The organism is Phragmitibacter flavus (assembly GCF_005780165.1).
In the GTDB taxonomy this organism is placed as follows: Bacteria; Verrucomicrobiota; Verrucomicrobiia; order Verrucomicrobiales; family Verrucomicrobiaceae; genus Phragmitibacter; species Phragmitibacter flavus.
Window position 1 is genome coordinate 1 of sequence record NZ_VAUV01000015.1, and the last position, 15,416, is coordinate 15,416.

At 56.5% G+C, this 15,416-nt stretch carries 17 protein-coding genes; 15 read left to right on the forward strand and 2 right to left on the reverse strand.

The features are described from left to right. Window positions 1-283: 283 nt before the first annotated feature. The 4 genes from FEM03_RS25685 to FEM03_RS24535 all read left to right on the forward strand — a co-directional run bounded on the left by FEM03_RS25685 (window position 284) and on the right by FEM03_RS24535 (window position 2,261). Window positions 284-673 (forward strand): ArsR/SmtB family transcription factor, encoded by a 390-nt coding sequence (locus FEM03_RS25685; RefSeq protein WP_138087793.1) that lies wholly within the window; start codon window positions 284-286, stop codon window positions 671-673. Further along, window positions 651-1,145 (forward strand): SRPBCC family protein, encoded by a 495-nt coding sequence (locus FEM03_RS18570; protein ID WP_138087794.1) that lies wholly within the window; start codon window positions 651-653, stop codon window positions 1,143-1,145. The genes FEM03_RS25685 and FEM03_RS18570 overlap by 23 nt, the downstream gene beginning before the upstream one ends. 61 nt (window positions 1,146-1,206) lie before the next feature. Then, complete coding sequence (locus FEM03_RS18575) at window positions 1,207-1,995, forward strand: DUF899 domain-containing protein (protein WP_138087795.1); 789 nt, start codon at window positions 1,207-1,209, stop codon at window positions 1,993-1,995. Beyond that, a complete protein-coding gene (locus FEM03_RS24535; RefSeq protein ID WP_138087796.1) occupies window positions 1,992-2,261 on the forward strand; it encodes a hypothetical protein in 270 nt (89 codons plus the stop codon). Before FEM03_RS18575 ends, FEM03_RS24535 begins: the two co-directional genes overlap by 4 nt. 48 nt (window positions 2,262-2,309) lie before the next feature. On the opposite strand, the gene FEM03_RS18585 is transcribed toward FEM03_RS24535, so the two are convergent. Then, window positions 2,310-3,227: a sugar phosphate isomerase/epimerase family protein gene (locus FEM03_RS18585; RefSeq protein WP_138087797.1), complete on the reverse strand. Its 918-nt coding sequence runs from the start codon at window positions 3,225-3,227 to the stop codon at window positions 2,310-2,312. Between the two features lie 142 nt (window positions 3,228-3,369). Here FEM03_RS18585 and FEM03_RS18590 point away from each other — a divergent pair, with 142 nt between their 5' ends. The 4 genes from FEM03_RS18590 to FEM03_RS18605 are packed head-to-tail and all read left to right on the forward strand — an operon-like array spanning window position 3,370 to window position 8,297. Continuing rightward, complete coding sequence (locus FEM03_RS18590; RefSeq protein ID WP_138087798.1) at window positions 3,370-4,074, forward strand: HAD family hydrolase; 705 nt, start codon at window positions 3,370-3,372, stop codon at window positions 4,072-4,074. Window positions 4,075-4,113: 39 nt separating this feature from the next. Further along, the gene (locus FEM03_RS18595) at window positions 4,114-5,727 is read left to right on the forward strand and encodes a DUF1549 domain-containing protein (protein WP_138087799.1); all 1,614 of its coding nucleotides are present in this window, start codon (window positions 4,114-4,116) and stop codon (window positions 5,725-5,727) included. Window positions 5,728-5,775: 48 nt separating this feature from the next. Continuing rightward, window positions 5,776-6,678 (forward strand): alpha/beta hydrolase, encoded by a 903-nt coding sequence (locus tag FEM03_RS18600; RefSeq protein ID WP_206171076.1) that lies wholly within the window; start codon window positions 5,776-5,778, stop codon window positions 6,676-6,678. Between the two features lie 17 nt (window positions 6,679-6,695). After that, a complete protein-coding gene (locus FEM03_RS18605) occupies window positions 6,696-8,297 on the forward strand; it encodes an NAD(P)/FAD-dependent oxidoreductase (protein WP_138087801.1) in 1,602 nt (533 codons plus the stop codon). A 71-nt stretch (window positions 8,298-8,368) separates the two neighbouring features. Here the strand turns inward: FEM03_RS18605 and FEM03_RS18610 are convergent, their stop codons facing one another. Beyond that, window positions 8,369-9,814 (reverse strand): sulfatase, encoded by a 1,446-nt coding sequence (locus FEM03_RS18610; RefSeq protein WP_138087802.1) that lies wholly within the window; start codon window positions 9,812-9,814, stop codon window positions 8,369-8,371. Between the two features lie 474 nt (window positions 9,815-10,288). On the opposite strand from FEM03_RS18610, the gene rpsL reads away from it, so the two are divergent. The 7 genes from rpsL to rplW all read left to right on the forward strand — a co-directional run bounded on the left by rpsL (window position 10,289) and on the right by rplW (window position 15,384). Continuing rightward, window positions 10,289-10,696, forward strand: coding sequence for a 30S ribosomal protein S12 (gene rpsL, locus FEM03_RS18615; protein ID WP_138087803.1), 408 nt, complete (start codon window positions 10,289-10,291; stop codon window positions 10,694-10,696). Between the two features lie 47 nt (window positions 10,697-10,743). Next, complete coding sequence (rpsG, locus tag FEM03_RS18620) at window positions 10,744-11,217, forward strand: 30S ribosomal protein S7 (protein WP_138087804.1); 474 nt, start codon at window positions 10,744-10,746, stop codon at window positions 11,215-11,217. 63 nt (window positions 11,218-11,280) lie between these two features. Then, window positions 11,281-13,437: an elongation factor G gene (gene fusA / locus FEM03_RS18625; protein WP_138087805.1), complete on the forward strand. Its 2,157-nt coding sequence runs from the start codon at window positions 11,281-11,283 to the stop codon at window positions 13,435-13,437. 37 nt (window positions 13,438-13,474) lie between these two features. After that, window positions 13,475-13,783: a 30S ribosomal protein S10 gene (rpsJ, locus tag FEM03_RS18630; RefSeq protein WP_138087806.1), complete on the forward strand. Its 309-nt coding sequence runs from the start codon at window positions 13,475-13,477 to the stop codon at window positions 13,781-13,783. Window positions 13,784-13,814: 31 nt separating this feature from the next. Beyond that, window positions 13,815-14,468 carry a 50S ribosomal protein L3 gene (rplC, locus tag FEM03_RS18635; protein WP_138087807.1) on the forward strand — a complete coding sequence of 218 codons (654 nt, stop codon included), beginning with the start codon at window positions 13,815-13,817 and terminating at the stop codon, window positions 14,466-14,468. A 21-nt stretch (window positions 14,469-14,489) separates the two neighbouring features. Further along, window positions 14,490-15,098 carry a 50S ribosomal protein L4 gene (gene rplD, locus FEM03_RS18640; RefSeq protein WP_138087808.1) on the forward strand — a complete coding sequence of 203 codons (609 nt, stop codon included), beginning with the start codon at window positions 14,490-14,492 and terminating at the stop codon, window positions 15,096-15,098. 1 nt (window position 15,099) lies between these two features. Next, window positions 15,100-15,384 carry a 50S ribosomal protein L23 gene (rplW, locus tag FEM03_RS18645; RefSeq protein ID WP_138087809.1) on the forward strand — a complete coding sequence of 95 codons (285 nt, stop codon included), beginning with the start codon at window positions 15,100-15,102 and terminating at the stop codon, window positions 15,382-15,384. Window positions 15,385-15,416: the final 32 nt, after the last annotated feature.

A 15,416-nucleotide genomic window follows, 5' to 3' on the forward strand; every position in this document is an offset into this window, starting at 1 on the left:
CCTGAAACCTGACGCAAGTGGGAAACCACTGTCAGCACTCAACAATCGGAGAGCCGGATGCGGGAAACCCGCCAGTCCGGTTCGGAGGGAGGGGCGGCGCAAACCAATGCGCCGTCCCTACCCCTATGATGGAGAGCCGACGTTGCGTCGGACTACCAGTAGCCTGACACCGGCACGGACATGACCCTGCCATGGCGGCACTTTGTGGTCATCAAGGCCAGAAAAGCTGGCGAGTTTCAATTTTTATTTGCAGGCAATTCTTTTGGCTCTAATATTCAACCAAATGGTTGAATATGACTCAGAACTGTTGGATCGGACTTTTGCGGCGTTGGCTGATCCGACGCGCCGGCAGATTCTGGCGCAGCTGGCGAACGGGGATGAGTGCGTGACGGATCTGGCGCGGTCGCATGCTCATGCGATGTCGCTGGCGGCGGTGTCGAAACATCTGGGGGTGTTGGAGAAGGCGGGGCTGGTGAAGCGCGAGCGTTTGGGGCGGGTGCATTCGCTGGCGTTGGGCGCCAAGCCGATGCAGGAGGCGCTGGGGTGGGTTGATCGTTACCGGAGATTCTGGGAGGCGAATCTCGACCAGTTTGAAGACTATTTGGAGACACTTAAAAATCAGAAAACCAACGAGAAACCAGAAACACCAGATGAACTTGATCACCAAAAATGAAGTGGAGAAACCGGACAACGCGACCTTGATCGTGAGGCGGGTATTGAATGCATCGCCGGAGCTGGCGTTTGAAGCGTGGACTTCGGCAGAGCATGTGAAGCATTGGATGCGGCCGGAGCCGGGGATGGTGATTCCTTGGGCGATGATGGATGTGCGGGTGGGTGGGAAGTTCCGTATTCAGATGCAGAATGAGGAAGGGGAGTATTTCACGGCGGTGGGCGAGTTCCGGGAGGTGCAGGTGCCGGAGCGGCTGGTTTATACGTGGGATTGGGAGAAGGATGGCAGCGGGGAGGAGTTCGGTGAGGTGGAGGGCAAGACGTCATTGATCACGGTGGAGTTTTTGCGCCGGGGGGATCGCACAGAGCTGGTGCTGATGCATACACGATTTGCCACGGTGGAATCGAGGGACAGTCACGCAGGCGGATGGAGCAGGATCGTGGAGACGTTGGCGGAGTTTTTGGAGAAGAAGTGACGGCCTGTGAGTTGCGGAGATTTTTCAAGATAACTGAAATGAAACGAAAGGAAGAAATGAGATGAGCACCAGAACCATGATTGATGAGCAGAAGCATCCTGTGGTATCGCAGGATCAATGGATCGCGGCCCGCAAGGAGCTGTTGGAAAAGGAGAAGGCATCCTCGCGGTCGATGGATGAATTGAGTGAAGCACGGCGACGGCTGCCGTGGGTGAAGGTAGAAAAGGATTATGTTTTTGATACTGCTGATGGCAAGAGGTCGCTGGCGGATCTGTTTGCGGGTCGCGAGCAGTTGGTGGTGTATCATTTTATGTTCGGACCTGAATGGCAGGAGGGGTGTCCGAGTTGTTCGTTTGTGTCGGATCACTTCGATGGAACGCTGGCGCATTTGGCGGCACGCAATGTGAGTTTGGTGGCGGTGTCGCGTGCGCCGTTGGCCAAGATTGAGGGGTTCAAGGAACGGATGGGTTGGGAGTTTCCGTGGGTGTCGTCTTTTGGCGGGGATTTTAATGGTGACTTCCGCGTGTCATTTGATGACGAGGATCGGGAGCAGGGCAGGGTGAACTACAATTACAAGCTGCAGGAGTTTCCGAGTGCAGAGGCTCCGGGGGTGAGTGTTTTTTGCAAGGATGCTGCCGGTGACGTTTACCATACTTACTCGGCGTATGGGCGTGGGGTGGAGTCTTTGATGGGCACTTATCGAATTCTTGACTTGGTGCCGAAGGGTCGGGATGAGGACGGACTAAGCTTCTCGATGGAATGGGTTCGCTACCATGATCGGTATGATCTTGATGGGGGCGCTGCTCGTGCGAAAAGTTGTGGTTCTGGAGCAGTGGAGGCCTGCGCGTGAAAATGCGTGCGTGCTGTCAGTCGCGAATCCAGGTCCGGCGGCCTGCATCGCGACTGGGTTGGGTCGGATGGCTGGTGCCAGGTGTGGTGCTGGCGTTGGTGCCGAAGTGTCCGGCTTGTGTGGTGGGTTATGTGGCGCTGGCGACCGGGATCGGAATTTCGCTGCCGATGGCGGCTTTTTTGCGGTCAGTTTTGGTGGGGGTTTGTTTGGTGGCGTTGGGGGTTTTGTTGGCGAGAGCGATGCGGGCAAAAAGAGGGCGAGCGTGACGCTCGCCCACAAAGGACCCATGAAATTACCTATGACCAGAAGTCAAGTTAGCCGAGGGGGGCGTTGAGCTTTTTGAGCAGGGCTTCCATCTTTTGACCGTATTTGAGGTAGCTGTCGTATTGCTCCTTGGCTTTGGCTTCGGGGGAGAGGTCGTCGGCGGCACCGGCTCCGTGGAAGACGACGGCGACGTGGGGTTCGATGCTGATGTAGCCGTCGTAACCGCTGGCGATGAGGTCGGCACAGATTTTTTCGACCTGACCGGCGCCTTCACCGGGATATTGATAATCCCCGTCTTTTTTGGTGGGATTGTAGAAGGCGTCTTTGATGTGGACGTGGGCGATGTGGGGTTTGATGGCCTGATACATTTCCCATGAGTCCTGCTGCTGGCCGGGTTTGTCGCGATCGGCAATGATGACGGGGTTGCCGGTGTCGAAGACCCATTTGAGGCCGGGAACGGCGTCGTTCATGCGCTGGACGTAGGTAGGGCTCATGCCGCCCCAGTTCATGCAGTTTTCATGGATGACGGTGAGGCCGGCGTCGTCGAAACGTTTCTTAATTTCAGCGACGCGTTTGATGCGTTCGTCGTCGAATTGGTCGGGGAGATCGTTGCCATCGGCGTCTTTGCAGACGGCGTAGCTCATGATGCGGATGAGCTGGGTGCCGAGTTTTTGCATGCGCGGAATGGCGCGGGCGATTTCAGCTTCGGTGATGGAGAAGGGGTCTTCGATTTTGTGGGCCCAGTTGCCGATGACGGAGCCGAAGCCGGCGACTTTCATGTTGGCGGCGGCGAGCATTTCGCAGGCTTTGTCGAAAATGGGTTCGGGAACTTCGTGGAGGTTGCCTTTGATGCCGTCGATTTCGATGTTGCGGGCTTCGATGCTATCCCAGCCGAGTTCCTGGTGGATTTTGATTTGCACTTCGAGAGGTGCGCCTGCTTCGTCGGAGATGCCGGTAAGTTTGATCATGGTGGGTCGGGATAAGGAGAAGGGTGGAAAGGAGGGGAAGTGTTGGCGCTGGATGGCGACGGTGCAAGAGTTTTGAGATTTGGAGTGAAGGTTGATCGAATAAGAGCAGAACGGATGCGGAGCGGCAAACGTATGGTGTTTGATGAGTGATTCGATTACTTCAAGTCCACCACCGGCGTTTTTGTTCGATCTGGATGGGACGTTGGTGGACAGTGTTTATCAGCATGTGCTGGCGTGGCGGGAGGCGCTGGAGGAGTCGAACATTGAGCTTTCGGTGTGGCGGATTCACCGTCGGGTTGGCATGAGTGGCGGGTTGTTTTTGAATGCGTTGATGCAGGAGACGGGGATCAAGCTGGAGCGGGAGCAGGTGGAGAAATTGCAGCGCGGACATGCAGCGGCGTATCAGAGGCTGGTGTCGCAGGTGAGGCCGTTGCCGGGGGCGAAGGAGTTGTTGGCGTATTTGACGGAGATGAAGGTGCCTTGGGCGGTGGCGACGAGTGGTCGGTTGGAGACGGCGGGGCCGAATTTGAAGATTTTGGGGATCGGAGATGATGTGCCGGTGGTGACGCGCGACATGGTTCGGCATGCGAAGCCTGATCCGGACTTGTTCCTCGCGGCGGCGGCGAAGCTGGGGGTGGACATTCAGAATTCGGTGGTGATTGGGGACAGTGTGTGGGATTTGCTGGCGGCGAGACGGGCGAAGGCGTTGGGGGTGGGTTTGCTATCGGGTGGGTATGGTCAGGATGAACTGGAGAGGGCGGGGGCGTATCGGGTATATGCGGATCCGGCGGATCTTTTGGCGCACTTGAATGAGGTGGGGGTGCGGCCGGCGATGGATGAGGAATGAGATCCACTAAGGTTTTCTCAACTGGGGCGTTTGAGAGGGATGCGTTGCTTCCTGATTCTATTTTTCGTCGGAAGTGGGTGGGCAGCGGAGGTGAGGGGACTTTCGCGGGAGGAGGTCGATGAGGCGGCGGCGGAGATTGACGCGGGTTTGGAGAAGGTGATGCGGATGGAGGGGGAGAGGGGGATCTTGAAGATGCCGGTTGAGGCAGCGGATGAAGATTTTTTGCGGCGATTGATGGTGGATGTGGCGGGAAGATTGCCGACGGGGTCGGAGGTGCGGGAGTTTTTGGAAGATGTCGATGCGGACAAGAGGGCGATTTGGATCGACAAGGTGGCGGCGTTGCCGGAGGCGCATCGCTGGCGGTTTCGTCGGCTGGCGGATGCCTTGAGGGTGAAGGATGAGGTCGATGGCGTTTCTTTGCGACCGTATGTGGAGTGGTTGAAGGGTGAAGTAGTGGAGGATGTGCCTTATGACGGTTTGGTGAAGCGGTTGCTATTGGCCAAGGGGTCGATGAAGGAAGATCCGGCGGCGGGGTATTTGCTGAGTGATGCGGGGGAGGTCAGGCAGACGGTGGCGGAGTCGATGCGGGCATTGCTGGGGATGGATGTCCAGTGTGCGGCGTGTCACGATGATCCGTTTGGCGACGCGTCACAGCGGCAGTTTTACGAGTTGGCGGGTGCGTTCAACCGGGTGGTGGAGGGGGATGGCGGAAAGAAGCTGGCGGAGGAGCCGGTGCCAACGCGGCTGCCGGAAAACTACCAGTATCGAAATGGAAGCCCGGGTGAGCTGGTGAAGATTGCGGCGCTGCCGGTTTCGCACTTTGGGGACAAGTTGACGGGGGGCGAGTGGAAGGACGGGGTGCGTGTGGCGTTGAGCGAGTGGATGGCGGGGGAGAACAATGAGCGCTTTCAGGAGGTGGCGGTGTTTCGGGTTTGGCAGTGGATGTTTGGGCAGCCACTGAGGGTTTACAATTCGGTGCATCGAGGGATGGCGGCGGAAACGCCGGATGAGTTGGTGGGGACGATGAACCATTGTGAGACTCTGGGGAGGGGATTGCGGTCGCCGATGGACATCGATTGGGGCACAAGTGATGCGCATAAAGAATTTTGGACGCTGCTGCGAAGGCAATGGGATCGGTGTGGGCGGCGAATGGGGGAGTTTCAACGGGTGCTGGCCCATACGCGTGCTTATCAACGGGAGGTTTGGGTGCCTTCGGGTGACTCGATCGAGCTAAATCGATTTTTGCCTGCGCCGGTGCTGCGGAGATTGCCGGCCGAGGTGGTGTGGGATGCCCTGGCGGGTTGGGCGGGGGAGAAACAGGCGTGGCTGTTGCCAGAAGTGTTGCCTCACGGGCATCCGTTGCGGATTTTGGGTCGAGGCGGCAGGGCGTGGTCGGATTCGGATGGGGGCTTGATGTCGCACGCTGTGGCGCGATTCATGATGAGTGGGGATTTGATAAAACGGGCGACCGATTCGCCGGTTTGGGGGAAAATTCGTGGGGTTGAGGATTTTTTTATAGAGATCTTGGGCCGGATGCCGACGACGGGAGAGAGCCAGATGGCCGAGGCTGTGGTGCAGGCGAATGGCGGGGATGGAATGCAGGATGTGGTGTGGGCGTTGCTGAATACAGGGGAGTTCTGGTTTTTGCGGTAAACGTGGGTGAGGCAAGGATGGCTGCTGCAAGGACGTATGGTGGGAATGATGTCGAGAGTTTTAGTGTTGGGTTGGGTGTTTGCGGTGGTGGCCCAGTGTGCTTGGGGGGAGGTGCCTGCGATAAAAGTGTTGGAGGATGTGCCTTACAAGTCAGGGGACGGACTGACGGAATATGAGAAGGAGCGTTGCAAGGTGGATGTGTATCTGCCGACGACGGGGACGAATTTTCCGGTGATGGTTTGGTTTCACGGAGGTGGGCTGACGGGAGGCGACAAGACAAAGGACAACATGCCGGAGGTGGCGGGCAGCTTGGCGAAGGCGGGGGTGGCCGTGGTGGTGGCAAATTATCGGTTGAGCCCGAAGGTGAAGTTTCCCACCTATCTTGAGGATGGGGCGGCGGCGGTGAAGTGGGCGAAGGATCACCTGGGAGCGCGTGGGGCGGATGTGAACCGGATTTTTGTAGGCGGGCATTCGGCGGGGGCATACATGGCGTTGATGATTGGTCTGGATGAGCGCCATCTTGCCGGAGTGGGGCTGGGGTTGAAGGACTTGGCGGGATTGGTGCCGGTGAGCGGGCAGACGATGACCCATTTCACGGTGCGGGTGGAGCGGGGTCAGGACAAGAACCGGACGGTGGCGGATGAGGCGGCTCCGGTGCATTTCGCGGGGAAGGAGGGGCCGCCGATGTTGTTGCTGATGGGGGACAAGGACTGGCCGGCGCGTTTGGAGGAGAATGCGTATTTCGTTGCGTTGTGCCGGGTGGCTGGTCACGAGGCGGCGCATCTGCTGAAGGTGGCGGACCGGGATCACGGCAGCATTTTTAAGAAGCTGAGCGCGGCCGATGATGTGGGTGGTCGCGCAGTGTTGCGGTTTTTGAAGGCACCGTCGGAATTCAAGCTGGAGGATGAGGAGATCACCAAAAGTGGGGCTGAGGTTGATTTTTCCCGCTGACCGACGCATGATGGGCCATGATTTTTGACGCAGCGGGTGGCATCAATGCTGAACATGATTATGACGTGGCCGTGATTGGCGGGGCTTTGTCAGGGGCGGCGACGGCGATTTTGTTGATGCGTGATAATCCGGGAATTCGCGTGCTGATCGTGGAGCGGTCGGAAAAGATGTCGCGCAAAGTAGGTGAAGCGACGGTGGAGGTGAGCGCGTTTTTCATCTGCCGGGTGCTGGGGATGACGCAGTATCTGAACGAAAATCACATCGCCAAGCAGGGGCTGCGGTTTTGGTTTGCGAATGATGAGGTGGAGTCGCTGGATCAGGCGAGCGAGATCGGTCCACGCTATCTGGCGAGACTGGCATCGTTTCAATTGGATCGTTCGACGTTTGATGAGGAGGTGCTGCGTCGCGCGGCGCAGGCGGGGGCAACGGTGATCCGTCCCGCAACGGTGCGGGAGGTGGAATTGAATGAAGGGGGGATGCAGAAGCTGGAGGTGAGGCGGGGAGATGAGACGTTTTCGGTGAAAGCCCGGTGGGTGGTCGATGCGTCGGGAATGGCGGCATTGTTGGCGCGGAAAAATGGCTGGTGGCGGGCGAATGAGGAGCATCCGACGGCTTCGGCCTGGTCGCGTTGGAAGGGTGTGAAGGACTGGGACGGACTGGAGTTGGCGAAGAAGTTTCCAGAGTGGGCCTCGGTTTCTTATGGGATCCGAGGAACGGCGACGAACCACGTGATTGGCGATGGCTGGTGGAGCTGGTGGATTCCGCTCAAGGGTGGGGATGTGAGTGTGGGGGTGGTCTTTGATCAGCGTCTGGTGAAGTGGCCGGAGGGCGGCAAGCTGGGGGATCGCATCAAGTCATTTTTGATGGAGCATCCAGTGGGGCGGGAGATGCTGGCGGATGCGGAATACGTGGAGGAGGATGTGCTCTGGAGGCGCAATTTGCCGTATTGTTCGACGACCTTTTCGGGGGACGGATTCGTTTTGGTGGGGGATGCAGCGGCGTTTTTGGATCCGTTTTATAGTCCGGGGATGGACTGGATCTCGTTTTCTGCAACGAGTGCGGCGAGGTTGATCGCCCAGCAGCGCAATGGCAAGCCGATGACGGAATTGATTGTGAAGCACAATCGCGATTTCCGGGTGTGCTACGACCGCTGGTTCAGGTCGCTCTACAAGGACAAGTATGATTACATCGGAGAGTATGATTTGCTGAAACTGGCATTTCGGATGGATCTCGGTTTGTATTATCAGGGGGTTGTGGAGCCGCCATTTAACGAGGGGATTGAGGCATTGACGATGCCGCCGTTTTCTCCTCCGAGTGGTCGTTTGTTTGCAGCGTTGATGAGCACCTACAATGCGCGCTTTGCGAAGATTGCGCGTCGACGTCGTCGACTGGGCATGTTGGGCAAGGCCAACAAGGGGAATCGATTCTTGTTGAAGGGATACACCCTGGCGCGCAGCGACATGTGGCAGATTCTGGGATTGCTGAGGCAGTGGGCGGTGCTGGAACTGAAGGAGGGTTGGAAGAGTTGGGGCCGCGAGCCGGAGGTGGCCAGGTCTGCTGGAGCAGCCAGGGAGAAATCGGAGTTGAAACCCGAGCCGGTTTCGGTGCCGGTCGGTTGAGAAAGTAGAAGGCTCGTCCCGAGCCTTGCATGATATTGAAAGGCCCGGGACGGACCTTCTACGTTGCTCTTCTATTTTAAAGGAAGCAGCTTGAGATCGGAGGGAGCTGGGATGGCAAGGCGTTTTTCGAGCAGGGAGCGGTGGTTGGCGATGGTTTTGGCTTGGGCGGGCTCATTGGCGAGATTGCGGGTTTCGCCAGGATCGTTTTGCATGTCGTAGAGTTCGGTGGCAACCACGGATTGATCTTTCGTGCGTCGCCATTCGACATAACGCCAGCTTTCGGTGCGGACGGCATGACCAAGCAGAGGTCCGGTGTCTTTGGTGTGCCTGGGGTAAACCTGGAAGGCGGCGTCTTTGATGGAGGTGTCGGGCTTGTCGAGCACGGTGACGAAACTGTCGCCGCGGAGATGAGTGGGTTTCGGTAGGTTGGCGAGATCGCAAAGAGTGGGATAGATGTCGACGAATTCGGTGAGCGCAGCGGATTTTTGTCCGCCTGATTTGCCGGGGGCGGCCATGATCAGGGGTGAACGGGTCGCTTGTTCATAATTGGTATGTTTGCACCAGATGCCGTGATCCCCGAGATGCCAGCCGTGGTCGCCCCAGAGGACGATGATGGTATTTTCGCTCAATCCGAGAGCATCGAGTTCATCCAAAATACGGCCGACCTGCGCGTCCATGTAGCTGGTGGCAGCATAATAACCGTGAATGAGTTTGCGCTGAAGGTCGGCGGGAAGGGGGCCGGACTTCGGAATGCCGACATAGTTGCGCAGTTCCCCACCTGACTGGGGCGCAAAAGGCGGGGCACCATCGGGCGGTGAATCTCGATCCGCCAGAGGGAGTTTTGATGGATCGTGCATGTCCCAGTATATCTGCGGGGCATTGAAGGGGAGGTGGGGTTTGAGGAATCCGACGGCCAGAAAGAATGGCTCGTTGGACGACTTGAAGGAACGAAGTCGATCAATGGCTTTGGCGGCGATTTTGCCATCGGCATAAGCGTTGTCGGGAACGTCAGCGGCTTCAAAGGCGGGTCCATCTTTGGGGCCGCGACCCATTTGGGATTTTGGTTTAGGGGGCTGGGGCTTTTTTTTGACTGTATTTTCAGGAAGCACGTAAGCACCGCCTCGGGGTTGAAAGTGGGGAACACTCCAAGTTTGGGCATCGTCGATATTGCCGTGTCCGACGTGATAGATTTTGCCCAGTCCGTGGGACTTCCATCCGTTGTTCTTGAAATGTTGTGGGAGCGTGACGACGTCGGGAGTGCGCAGGCGGAAGTGCGTGGGGAGGTCGTAGATTTGCAGCACTTCCGGGCGCAGACCGGTCATCACGGAGTTGCGGGACGGGGAACAAACCGCCTGCATGCAGTAAGCGCGGGTGAAAACGGTGCCTCGCGCGGCGAGGCGGTCGATATGAGGAGTCTTCGCCAAGGCATCCCCGTAACATCCGAGCAGTGGCTTGAGGTCGTCCACTGCGACAAAAAGGACATTGGGCTTCAACTTCGTGGTTTCAGCCGCGGCCATTGGCTGTGTCCAAAGAGCGAAAAAGCAGAGGGCAAAGAAGGCGAGAATGAAACAATTCATAAGGACCGATCGAGAAACGCGGAGGTTGGCAGGATCTCTCAACAAAGGTCATTGGCCCTCGAGGAATGTCAGGCACATGCTGGGAGTGCCTAGGGAGAGTGGGAATCCAGGGCGCCCGCTATCGCTGGCGAAGGCGCATCGACTTTTTAAAAGTCAGTCGGACAAAATACTAAACCCTTCTTAAATGCTGATCTTGGATGTGAAAAAGTTAAAAAACAAGTTGCGCATCTCGACAGAAAAGGTAATCTCCACGCCCCACGATTCACCCTGCTTGCAGATTGAAACGTGGTTCTCAGCCCGCTAAAACGGGCTTTCTATCGGCAGCGGCACCGGATAAATGCGCGTTCACCCAAGGGTGGCGTGTCTCTCCGTCTCGCGAACCGATGCGAAACGTGAATCTTTGACATCCCACTCATGCCCACCATCAACCAACTCGTGCGTTTTGGCCGCAAAGACAAAGCGGTTAAATCAAAGTCACCAGCGCTTGCCAACTGTCCACAACGTCGTGGCGTTTGTCTGCAAGTGATGACCCGCACGCCGAAGAAACCCAACTCAGCGTTGCGTAAAGTGGCCAAGGTCAGATTGACCAACGGGCATGAAGTCATCGCTTATATCGGCGGTGAAGGTCACAACCTCCAGGAGCACTCCATCGTCCTCGTTCGCGGCGGCAGGGTGAAAGATTTGCCAGGTGTTCGCTACCACATTGTGCGCGGCACCCTTGACTGCCTTGGCGTTGATAAACGTCGTCGTGGACGCTCCAAATACGGTGCCAAACGTCCAAAGCCAGGTCAGGTCGCTGATACCGGCAAGAAGAAGAAATAAGTAAGTCCACTCTTCGCACCCTACTTCAACTTTCAATTCACTAGGTTATGTCCCGCAGAAAAAGAGTTTTCGAAAAGCCAACGGTCAAGGATTCGCGTTATGACAGCGAGATCGTTGGTCATTTGATCAACCGCATCATGCTCGGTGGCAAGAAGTCCTTGGCTGAACGCATCGTGTATGCTGCCATCGACTCCTTGAATGAAAAGAGCGACGCTGTTGATCCTCTTGAGTTGCTTAACCGCGCCATCGAAAACGCCAAACCTCGCGTTGAAGTGAAATCCCGCCGTGTTGGTGGTGCCACCTATCAGGTTCCTCTTGAAGTGGCTCCTGCCCGTTCCGAGTCGCTTGCCATGCGCTGGTTGGTGGGTTTTGCCCGCAAACGCAAAGGCACCCCGATGCATCGCGCTCTTGCCAACGAACTTCGTGACGCCGCTGGCAACCAGGGCAACGCCATCCGCAAGCGTGATGACGTTCACAAGATGGCTCAGGCCAACCGTGCATTTGCTCACTTCCGCTTCTAATCAACTCGCGTTGGTTTCCCTTTTCTCCTTTCCGACTTCGCTTTCCTCACTCCGCTTTTTTCCATGTCCGCCAATTTGAACTCTGCCAATCGTGAATATCCTCTTGAGCGCACGCGCAATATTGGGATTTGCGCGCACATCGATGCGGGCAAGACTACGCTCACAGAGCGTATCCTGTTTTATACCGGGATGATTCACCGCATTGGTGAAGTGCATGATGGCGCCGCCACCACCGACTGGATGGAGCAGGAAAAAGAGCGCGGGATCACCATCACCTCCGCTGCGGTGACCACCAAGTGGAAGCAGATCCCTGAGAAGGACATCTACAAAGGTTTCGAAGGTCAGGACATTCGCGTCAACATCATTGACACCCCTGGTCACGTGGACTTCACCGCTGAAGTTGAACGTTCCCTTCGTGTTCTTGACGGCGCCATCTTCGTGCTTTGCGGCGTTGCCGGTGTGCAGCCCCAGTCCGAGACCGTTTACCGCCAAGCTGAGAAGTATGGTGTGCCTCGTATCGCTTTCGTTAATAAGATGGACCGCACCGGTGCCGACTTTGCTCGCGTCGTTGACGATGTCCGCAAGAAGCTTGGCGCCAATGCCTGGCCTATCTTGATCCCGATCGGCGCTGAAGATAACCTCAAAGGTCAAATCGACGTCGTGAACCAAAAAGCGGTTATCTATCACGATAACGACAAGCTTGGTTCCACCTACTCCACTCGTGACCTTGAAGGTGACGAAATCACCACCGCCAAAGAAGCTTATGACGGTCTCGTCGAAGAGCTTTGCAACGTGGACGAAGAAATCGGCATGATGTTCCTCGAGGAAATGCCAATCAGCATCCAGGACGTCAAGGCCGCCCTGCGCCGCGCGGTTATTGGTTTGAAAATCGTCCCGATGGCAGGCGGTTCCGCCTTCAAGAACAAAGGTGTCCAGTATCTCGTTGACGCCGTGGTTGATTATCTTCCTGGTCCTCTCGACATTCCTGCTGCCCAAGGTCAGAGCGCTCTTGATGACAGCATCAAAATCGAAGCTCGTCCTGATGACAATGGTAAGTTCGTGAGCCTCGCGTTCAAACTTTGGAGTGATAAGTTCGTTGGTAAGTTGGTGTTCTTCCGCGTTTACTCCGGTTGCGTCAAAAAAGGCGACGTGGTTTACAATCCACGCACCCGCAAATCCGAGCGCGTTGGCCGATTGATTCAGATTCAAGCCAACCAGCACACCGACATCGATTGCTGTTACTCCGGTGACATCGCCGCCATGGTCGGCATCAAAAACATCACCACCGGTGATACCCTTGCAGAAGACGATTACGATGTTCTTCTCGAGCCACCTTCCTTCCCTGAGCCAGTGATCAGCATGGCCGTTGAGCCAAAAGCCAAAGGCGACCAGGAGAAAATGGCAATGGCCCTTCAGCGCCTCTCCGATGAAGATCCAACCTTCGTGGTTCGCACCGATGAAGAAACCGGCCAGACCATCATCGCTGGGATGGGCGAGCTCCACCTTGAGATCCTTCGCGACCGTATGCTTCGCGAGTTCAAGTGCGACACCAACGCTGGCAAGCCACAAATCGCTTACCGCGAAACTCTTACCCTTCCTGCCGATGGCGAAGGCAAGCTGGTCAAGCAGTCCGGTGGTCGTGGTCAATACGGTCACGTGATCCTCAAGGCCATGCCGAACGAGCGTGGCAAAGGCATCACCATTGAGAACAAAGTCGTCGGCGGCACCATTCCAAAGGAATACATCAACGCTTGTAAGTCCGGTGTTGCTGAAGCGATGCACAACGGCATCATCGCCGGGTATGAAGTGGTCGACATCCACGTGGACATCATCGACGGTTCCAGCCACGACGTTGACTCCAACGAAAACGCTTTCAAGATGGCTGCGATCTTCGCAGTTAAAGACGCCCTCAAAAAGGCCAAGTGCATCATGATGGAGCCAGTGATGGCCGTCGAGGTGACCATGCCGGAAGAGTATCAAGGCGACATCATGGGTGACCTTAACCGTCGCCGTGGCAAAATCACCGCCATCGACAGCCGTAACAACGTCAACATCGTGAAGGCTGAAGTGCCTCTTGCTGAGATGTTCGGTTACAGCACCACCATCCGCACCCTTTCCAGCGGACGCGCCAACTACTCCATGCAGCCTTCCCATTTCGAACAGGTGCCGCAACAAATCGTTGATCAAATCGTCGAGCAGCGCGGCGGCAAGAAAGCCTAATTAGAAACCCTTTTACGACACTACGGGAGAACCTATCATGCAAAGCCAACGCATCAGAATCCGCCTCCGGGCTTATGACTATCGCGTGCTCGACAAGAGCACTGCCGAGATCGTGGAAACCGCCAAGCGCACCGGCGCGAAAGTGGCTGGCCCGATCCCCTTGCCCACGAGAATCGAGAAATTCACCGTGAACCGTTCCCCGCACGTGGACAAGAAGTCCATGGACCAGTTCGAAATCCGCACCCACAAACGTCTTCTTGACATCGTGGACCCTACTGCCCGCACCGTCGATGAGCTGAAAAAGCTCAACCTCCCTTCCGGCGTGGACATCACCATCCGCATCTAGTTTTAACCCCGCACCTTTAGGAACAACCGCCATGAGCATTGGATTGATAGGCAAAAAATTGGGCATGACCCAGGTTTACACCGAAGACGGGAACGCAATCGCGGTGACCGTGATTGAGGTGGCGAAGAACCAGGTGATTCAGGTTAAAACGGTCGAGAACGACGGTTACAGCGCTGTGCAGCTTGGATTCAACGACAAGAAAGAGTCCCGCGTTACCAAGCCGATGCTTGGTCACTTCAAGAAGAACAGCGCCAGCGCCAAGTATGTGCTGCGTGAGTTCCGCACTGCTGAAGGCGAAGAAATCCCGGCCACCGGCACTGAGCTTGGTGCGGAGAAATTCGAAGTTGGCGCTTATGTCGACGTCATCGGCACCACCAAAGGTCGCGGTTTCACCGGCGCCATGAAACGCTGGAACTTCAGCGGTCAGCCTGCCTCCCACGGTCACATGATGCACCGCCGGACCGGTTCCATCGGTTGCCGTCTGACCCCAGGTCGCGTTTGGAAAAACCAGAAAATGCCAGGGCATTACGGTTCCGAGCGTGCCACCACGCAGAATTTGAAAGTCATCCAAAGCCGTCCTGAAGACGGTGTGATTCTCGTCAGTGGAGCGGTCGCTGGATTCAACGGCGCCTACGTCATTGTTCGTCACTCAGTCAAGCAGAAGAAGGCCAAGGCCGCCAAGTAAAGAAGGAAGGAAACAGACATCATGGCCACCACATTCACATTAGAAGCCGCCAAAACCGCCAATCTTCGTCTCGTCGAAGAAGAAGGTAAAGGTTTGCAAGCGCTTCACGACACCATCACTGCCTACCGTGCGAACCGTCGCCAGGGCAATGCCAATACCAAATCCCGCGCCGAAGTTGCTGGATCGAATAAGAAGCTTTGGAAGCAAAAAGGCACCGGCCGCGCTCGTATGGGCTCCGCCCGTTCCCCCATCTGGAGTGGCGGTGGCGTTGTCTGGGGTCCCAAGACCCGCGACTGGTCCATCAAAACTCCAAAGAAGGTCAAGGCCCTTGCTTTCCGCACCGCTCTTACGGATCGCATCGCCAGCGCCGACGTCATCAACGTTGACAGCTTTGCCATCACCGACGGCAAAACCAAAAGCTTCATCAGCGCCGTCGCCGCCCTTAGCGATGCCAAAAAGGTTTTGATCGTCTCCGAGAAATTCGACGAAGTCACCTTCCGCAGCGCACGCAACGTTCAAAGCGTTCTGTTGATGTCCGCCGCTGAGTTGAATGCCGAGCACCTCCTTAACTGCGACAAGATCATCCTCGTGAGCGATGCCCTTGAAACCCTTGCCCGTAGAACCGCCTGAAATGAAAGATCTTTACCAAGTCATCAAGACCATCCGTCTCAGTGAGCGTGCGACCATCCTTGGCGAGCGCAACAACGAATACGTCTTTGTCGTCGACCCTCGGGCCAACAAAATCGAGATCAAACAAGCGGTTGAAAAGCTCTTTGGCAAAACCGTTCTCGATGTCCGCACCATGAATTACGCAGGCAAGAAGAAGCGCGAACGTCGCGCTGATTTCGGCCGCACCAATCATTGGAAGAAGGCCATCGTCAAACTCAAAGCTGGCGAGAGCATCGACCTCGTCTAAGCCCGCCCCGCCCGTTCACCGTCTCTCTTTTC

What these genes read in the sequence shown, in the direction of transcription:
- FEM03_RS25685 (WP_138087793.1), top strand. Translation starts at nt 284, where the DNA reads ATGGTTGAATATGACTCAGAACTGTTGGATCGGACTTTTGCGGCGTTG.
- FEM03_RS18570 (WP_138087794.1), top strand. Translation starts at nt 651, where the DNA reads ATGAACTTGATCACCAAAAATGAAGTGGAGAAACCGGACAACGCGACC.
- FEM03_RS18575 (WP_138087795.1), top strand. Translation starts at nt 1,207, where the DNA reads ATGAGCACCAGAACCATGATTGATGAGCAGAAGCATCCTGTGGTATCG.
- FEM03_RS18585 (WP_138087797.1), bottom strand. Translation starts at nt 3,227, where the DNA reads ATGATCAAACTTACCGGCATCTCCGACGAAGCAGGCGCACCTCTCGAA.
- FEM03_RS18590 (WP_138087798.1), top strand. Translation starts at nt 3,370, where the DNA reads ATGAGTGATTCGATTACTTCAAGTCCACCACCGGCGTTTTTGTTCGAT.
- FEM03_RS18595 (WP_138087799.1), top strand. Translation starts at nt 4,114, where the DNA reads ATGCGTTGCTTCCTGATTCTATTTTTCGTCGGAAGTGGGTGGGCAGCG.
- FEM03_RS18600 (WP_206171076.1), top strand. Translation starts at nt 5,776, where the DNA reads ATGTCGAGAGTTTTAGTGTTGGGTTGGGTGTTTGCGGTGGTGGCCCAG.
- FEM03_RS18605 (WP_138087801.1), top strand. Translation starts at nt 6,696, where the DNA reads ATGATTTTTGACGCAGCGGGTGGCATCAATGCTGAACATGATTATGAC.
- FEM03_RS18610 (WP_138087802.1), bottom strand. Translation starts at nt 9,814, where the DNA reads ATGGCCGCGGCTGAAACCACGAAGTTGAAGCCCAATGTCCTTTTTGTC.
- rpsL (WP_138087803.1), top strand. Translation starts at nt 10,289, where the DNA reads ATGCCCACCATCAACCAACTCGTGCGTTTTGGCCGCAAAGACAAAGCG.
- rpsG (WP_138087804.1), top strand. Translation starts at nt 10,744, where the DNA reads ATGTCCCGCAGAAAAAGAGTTTTCGAAAAGCCAACGGTCAAGGATTCG.
- fusA (WP_138087805.1), top strand. Translation starts at nt 11,281, where the DNA reads ATGTCCGCCAATTTGAACTCTGCCAATCGTGAATATCCTCTTGAGCGC.
- rpsJ (WP_138087806.1), top strand. Translation starts at nt 13,475, where the DNA reads ATGCAAAGCCAACGCATCAGAATCCGCCTCCGGGCTTATGACTATCGC.
- rplC (WP_138087807.1), top strand. Translation starts at nt 13,815, where the DNA reads ATGAGCATTGGATTGATAGGCAAAAAATTGGGCATGACCCAGGTTTAC.
- rplD (WP_138087808.1), top strand. Translation starts at nt 14,490, where the DNA reads ATGGCCACCACATTCACATTAGAAGCCGCCAAAACCGCCAATCTTCGT.
- rplW (WP_138087809.1), top strand. Translation starts at nt 15,100, where the DNA reads ATGAAAGATCTTTACCAAGTCATCAAGACCATCCGTCTCAGTGAGCGT.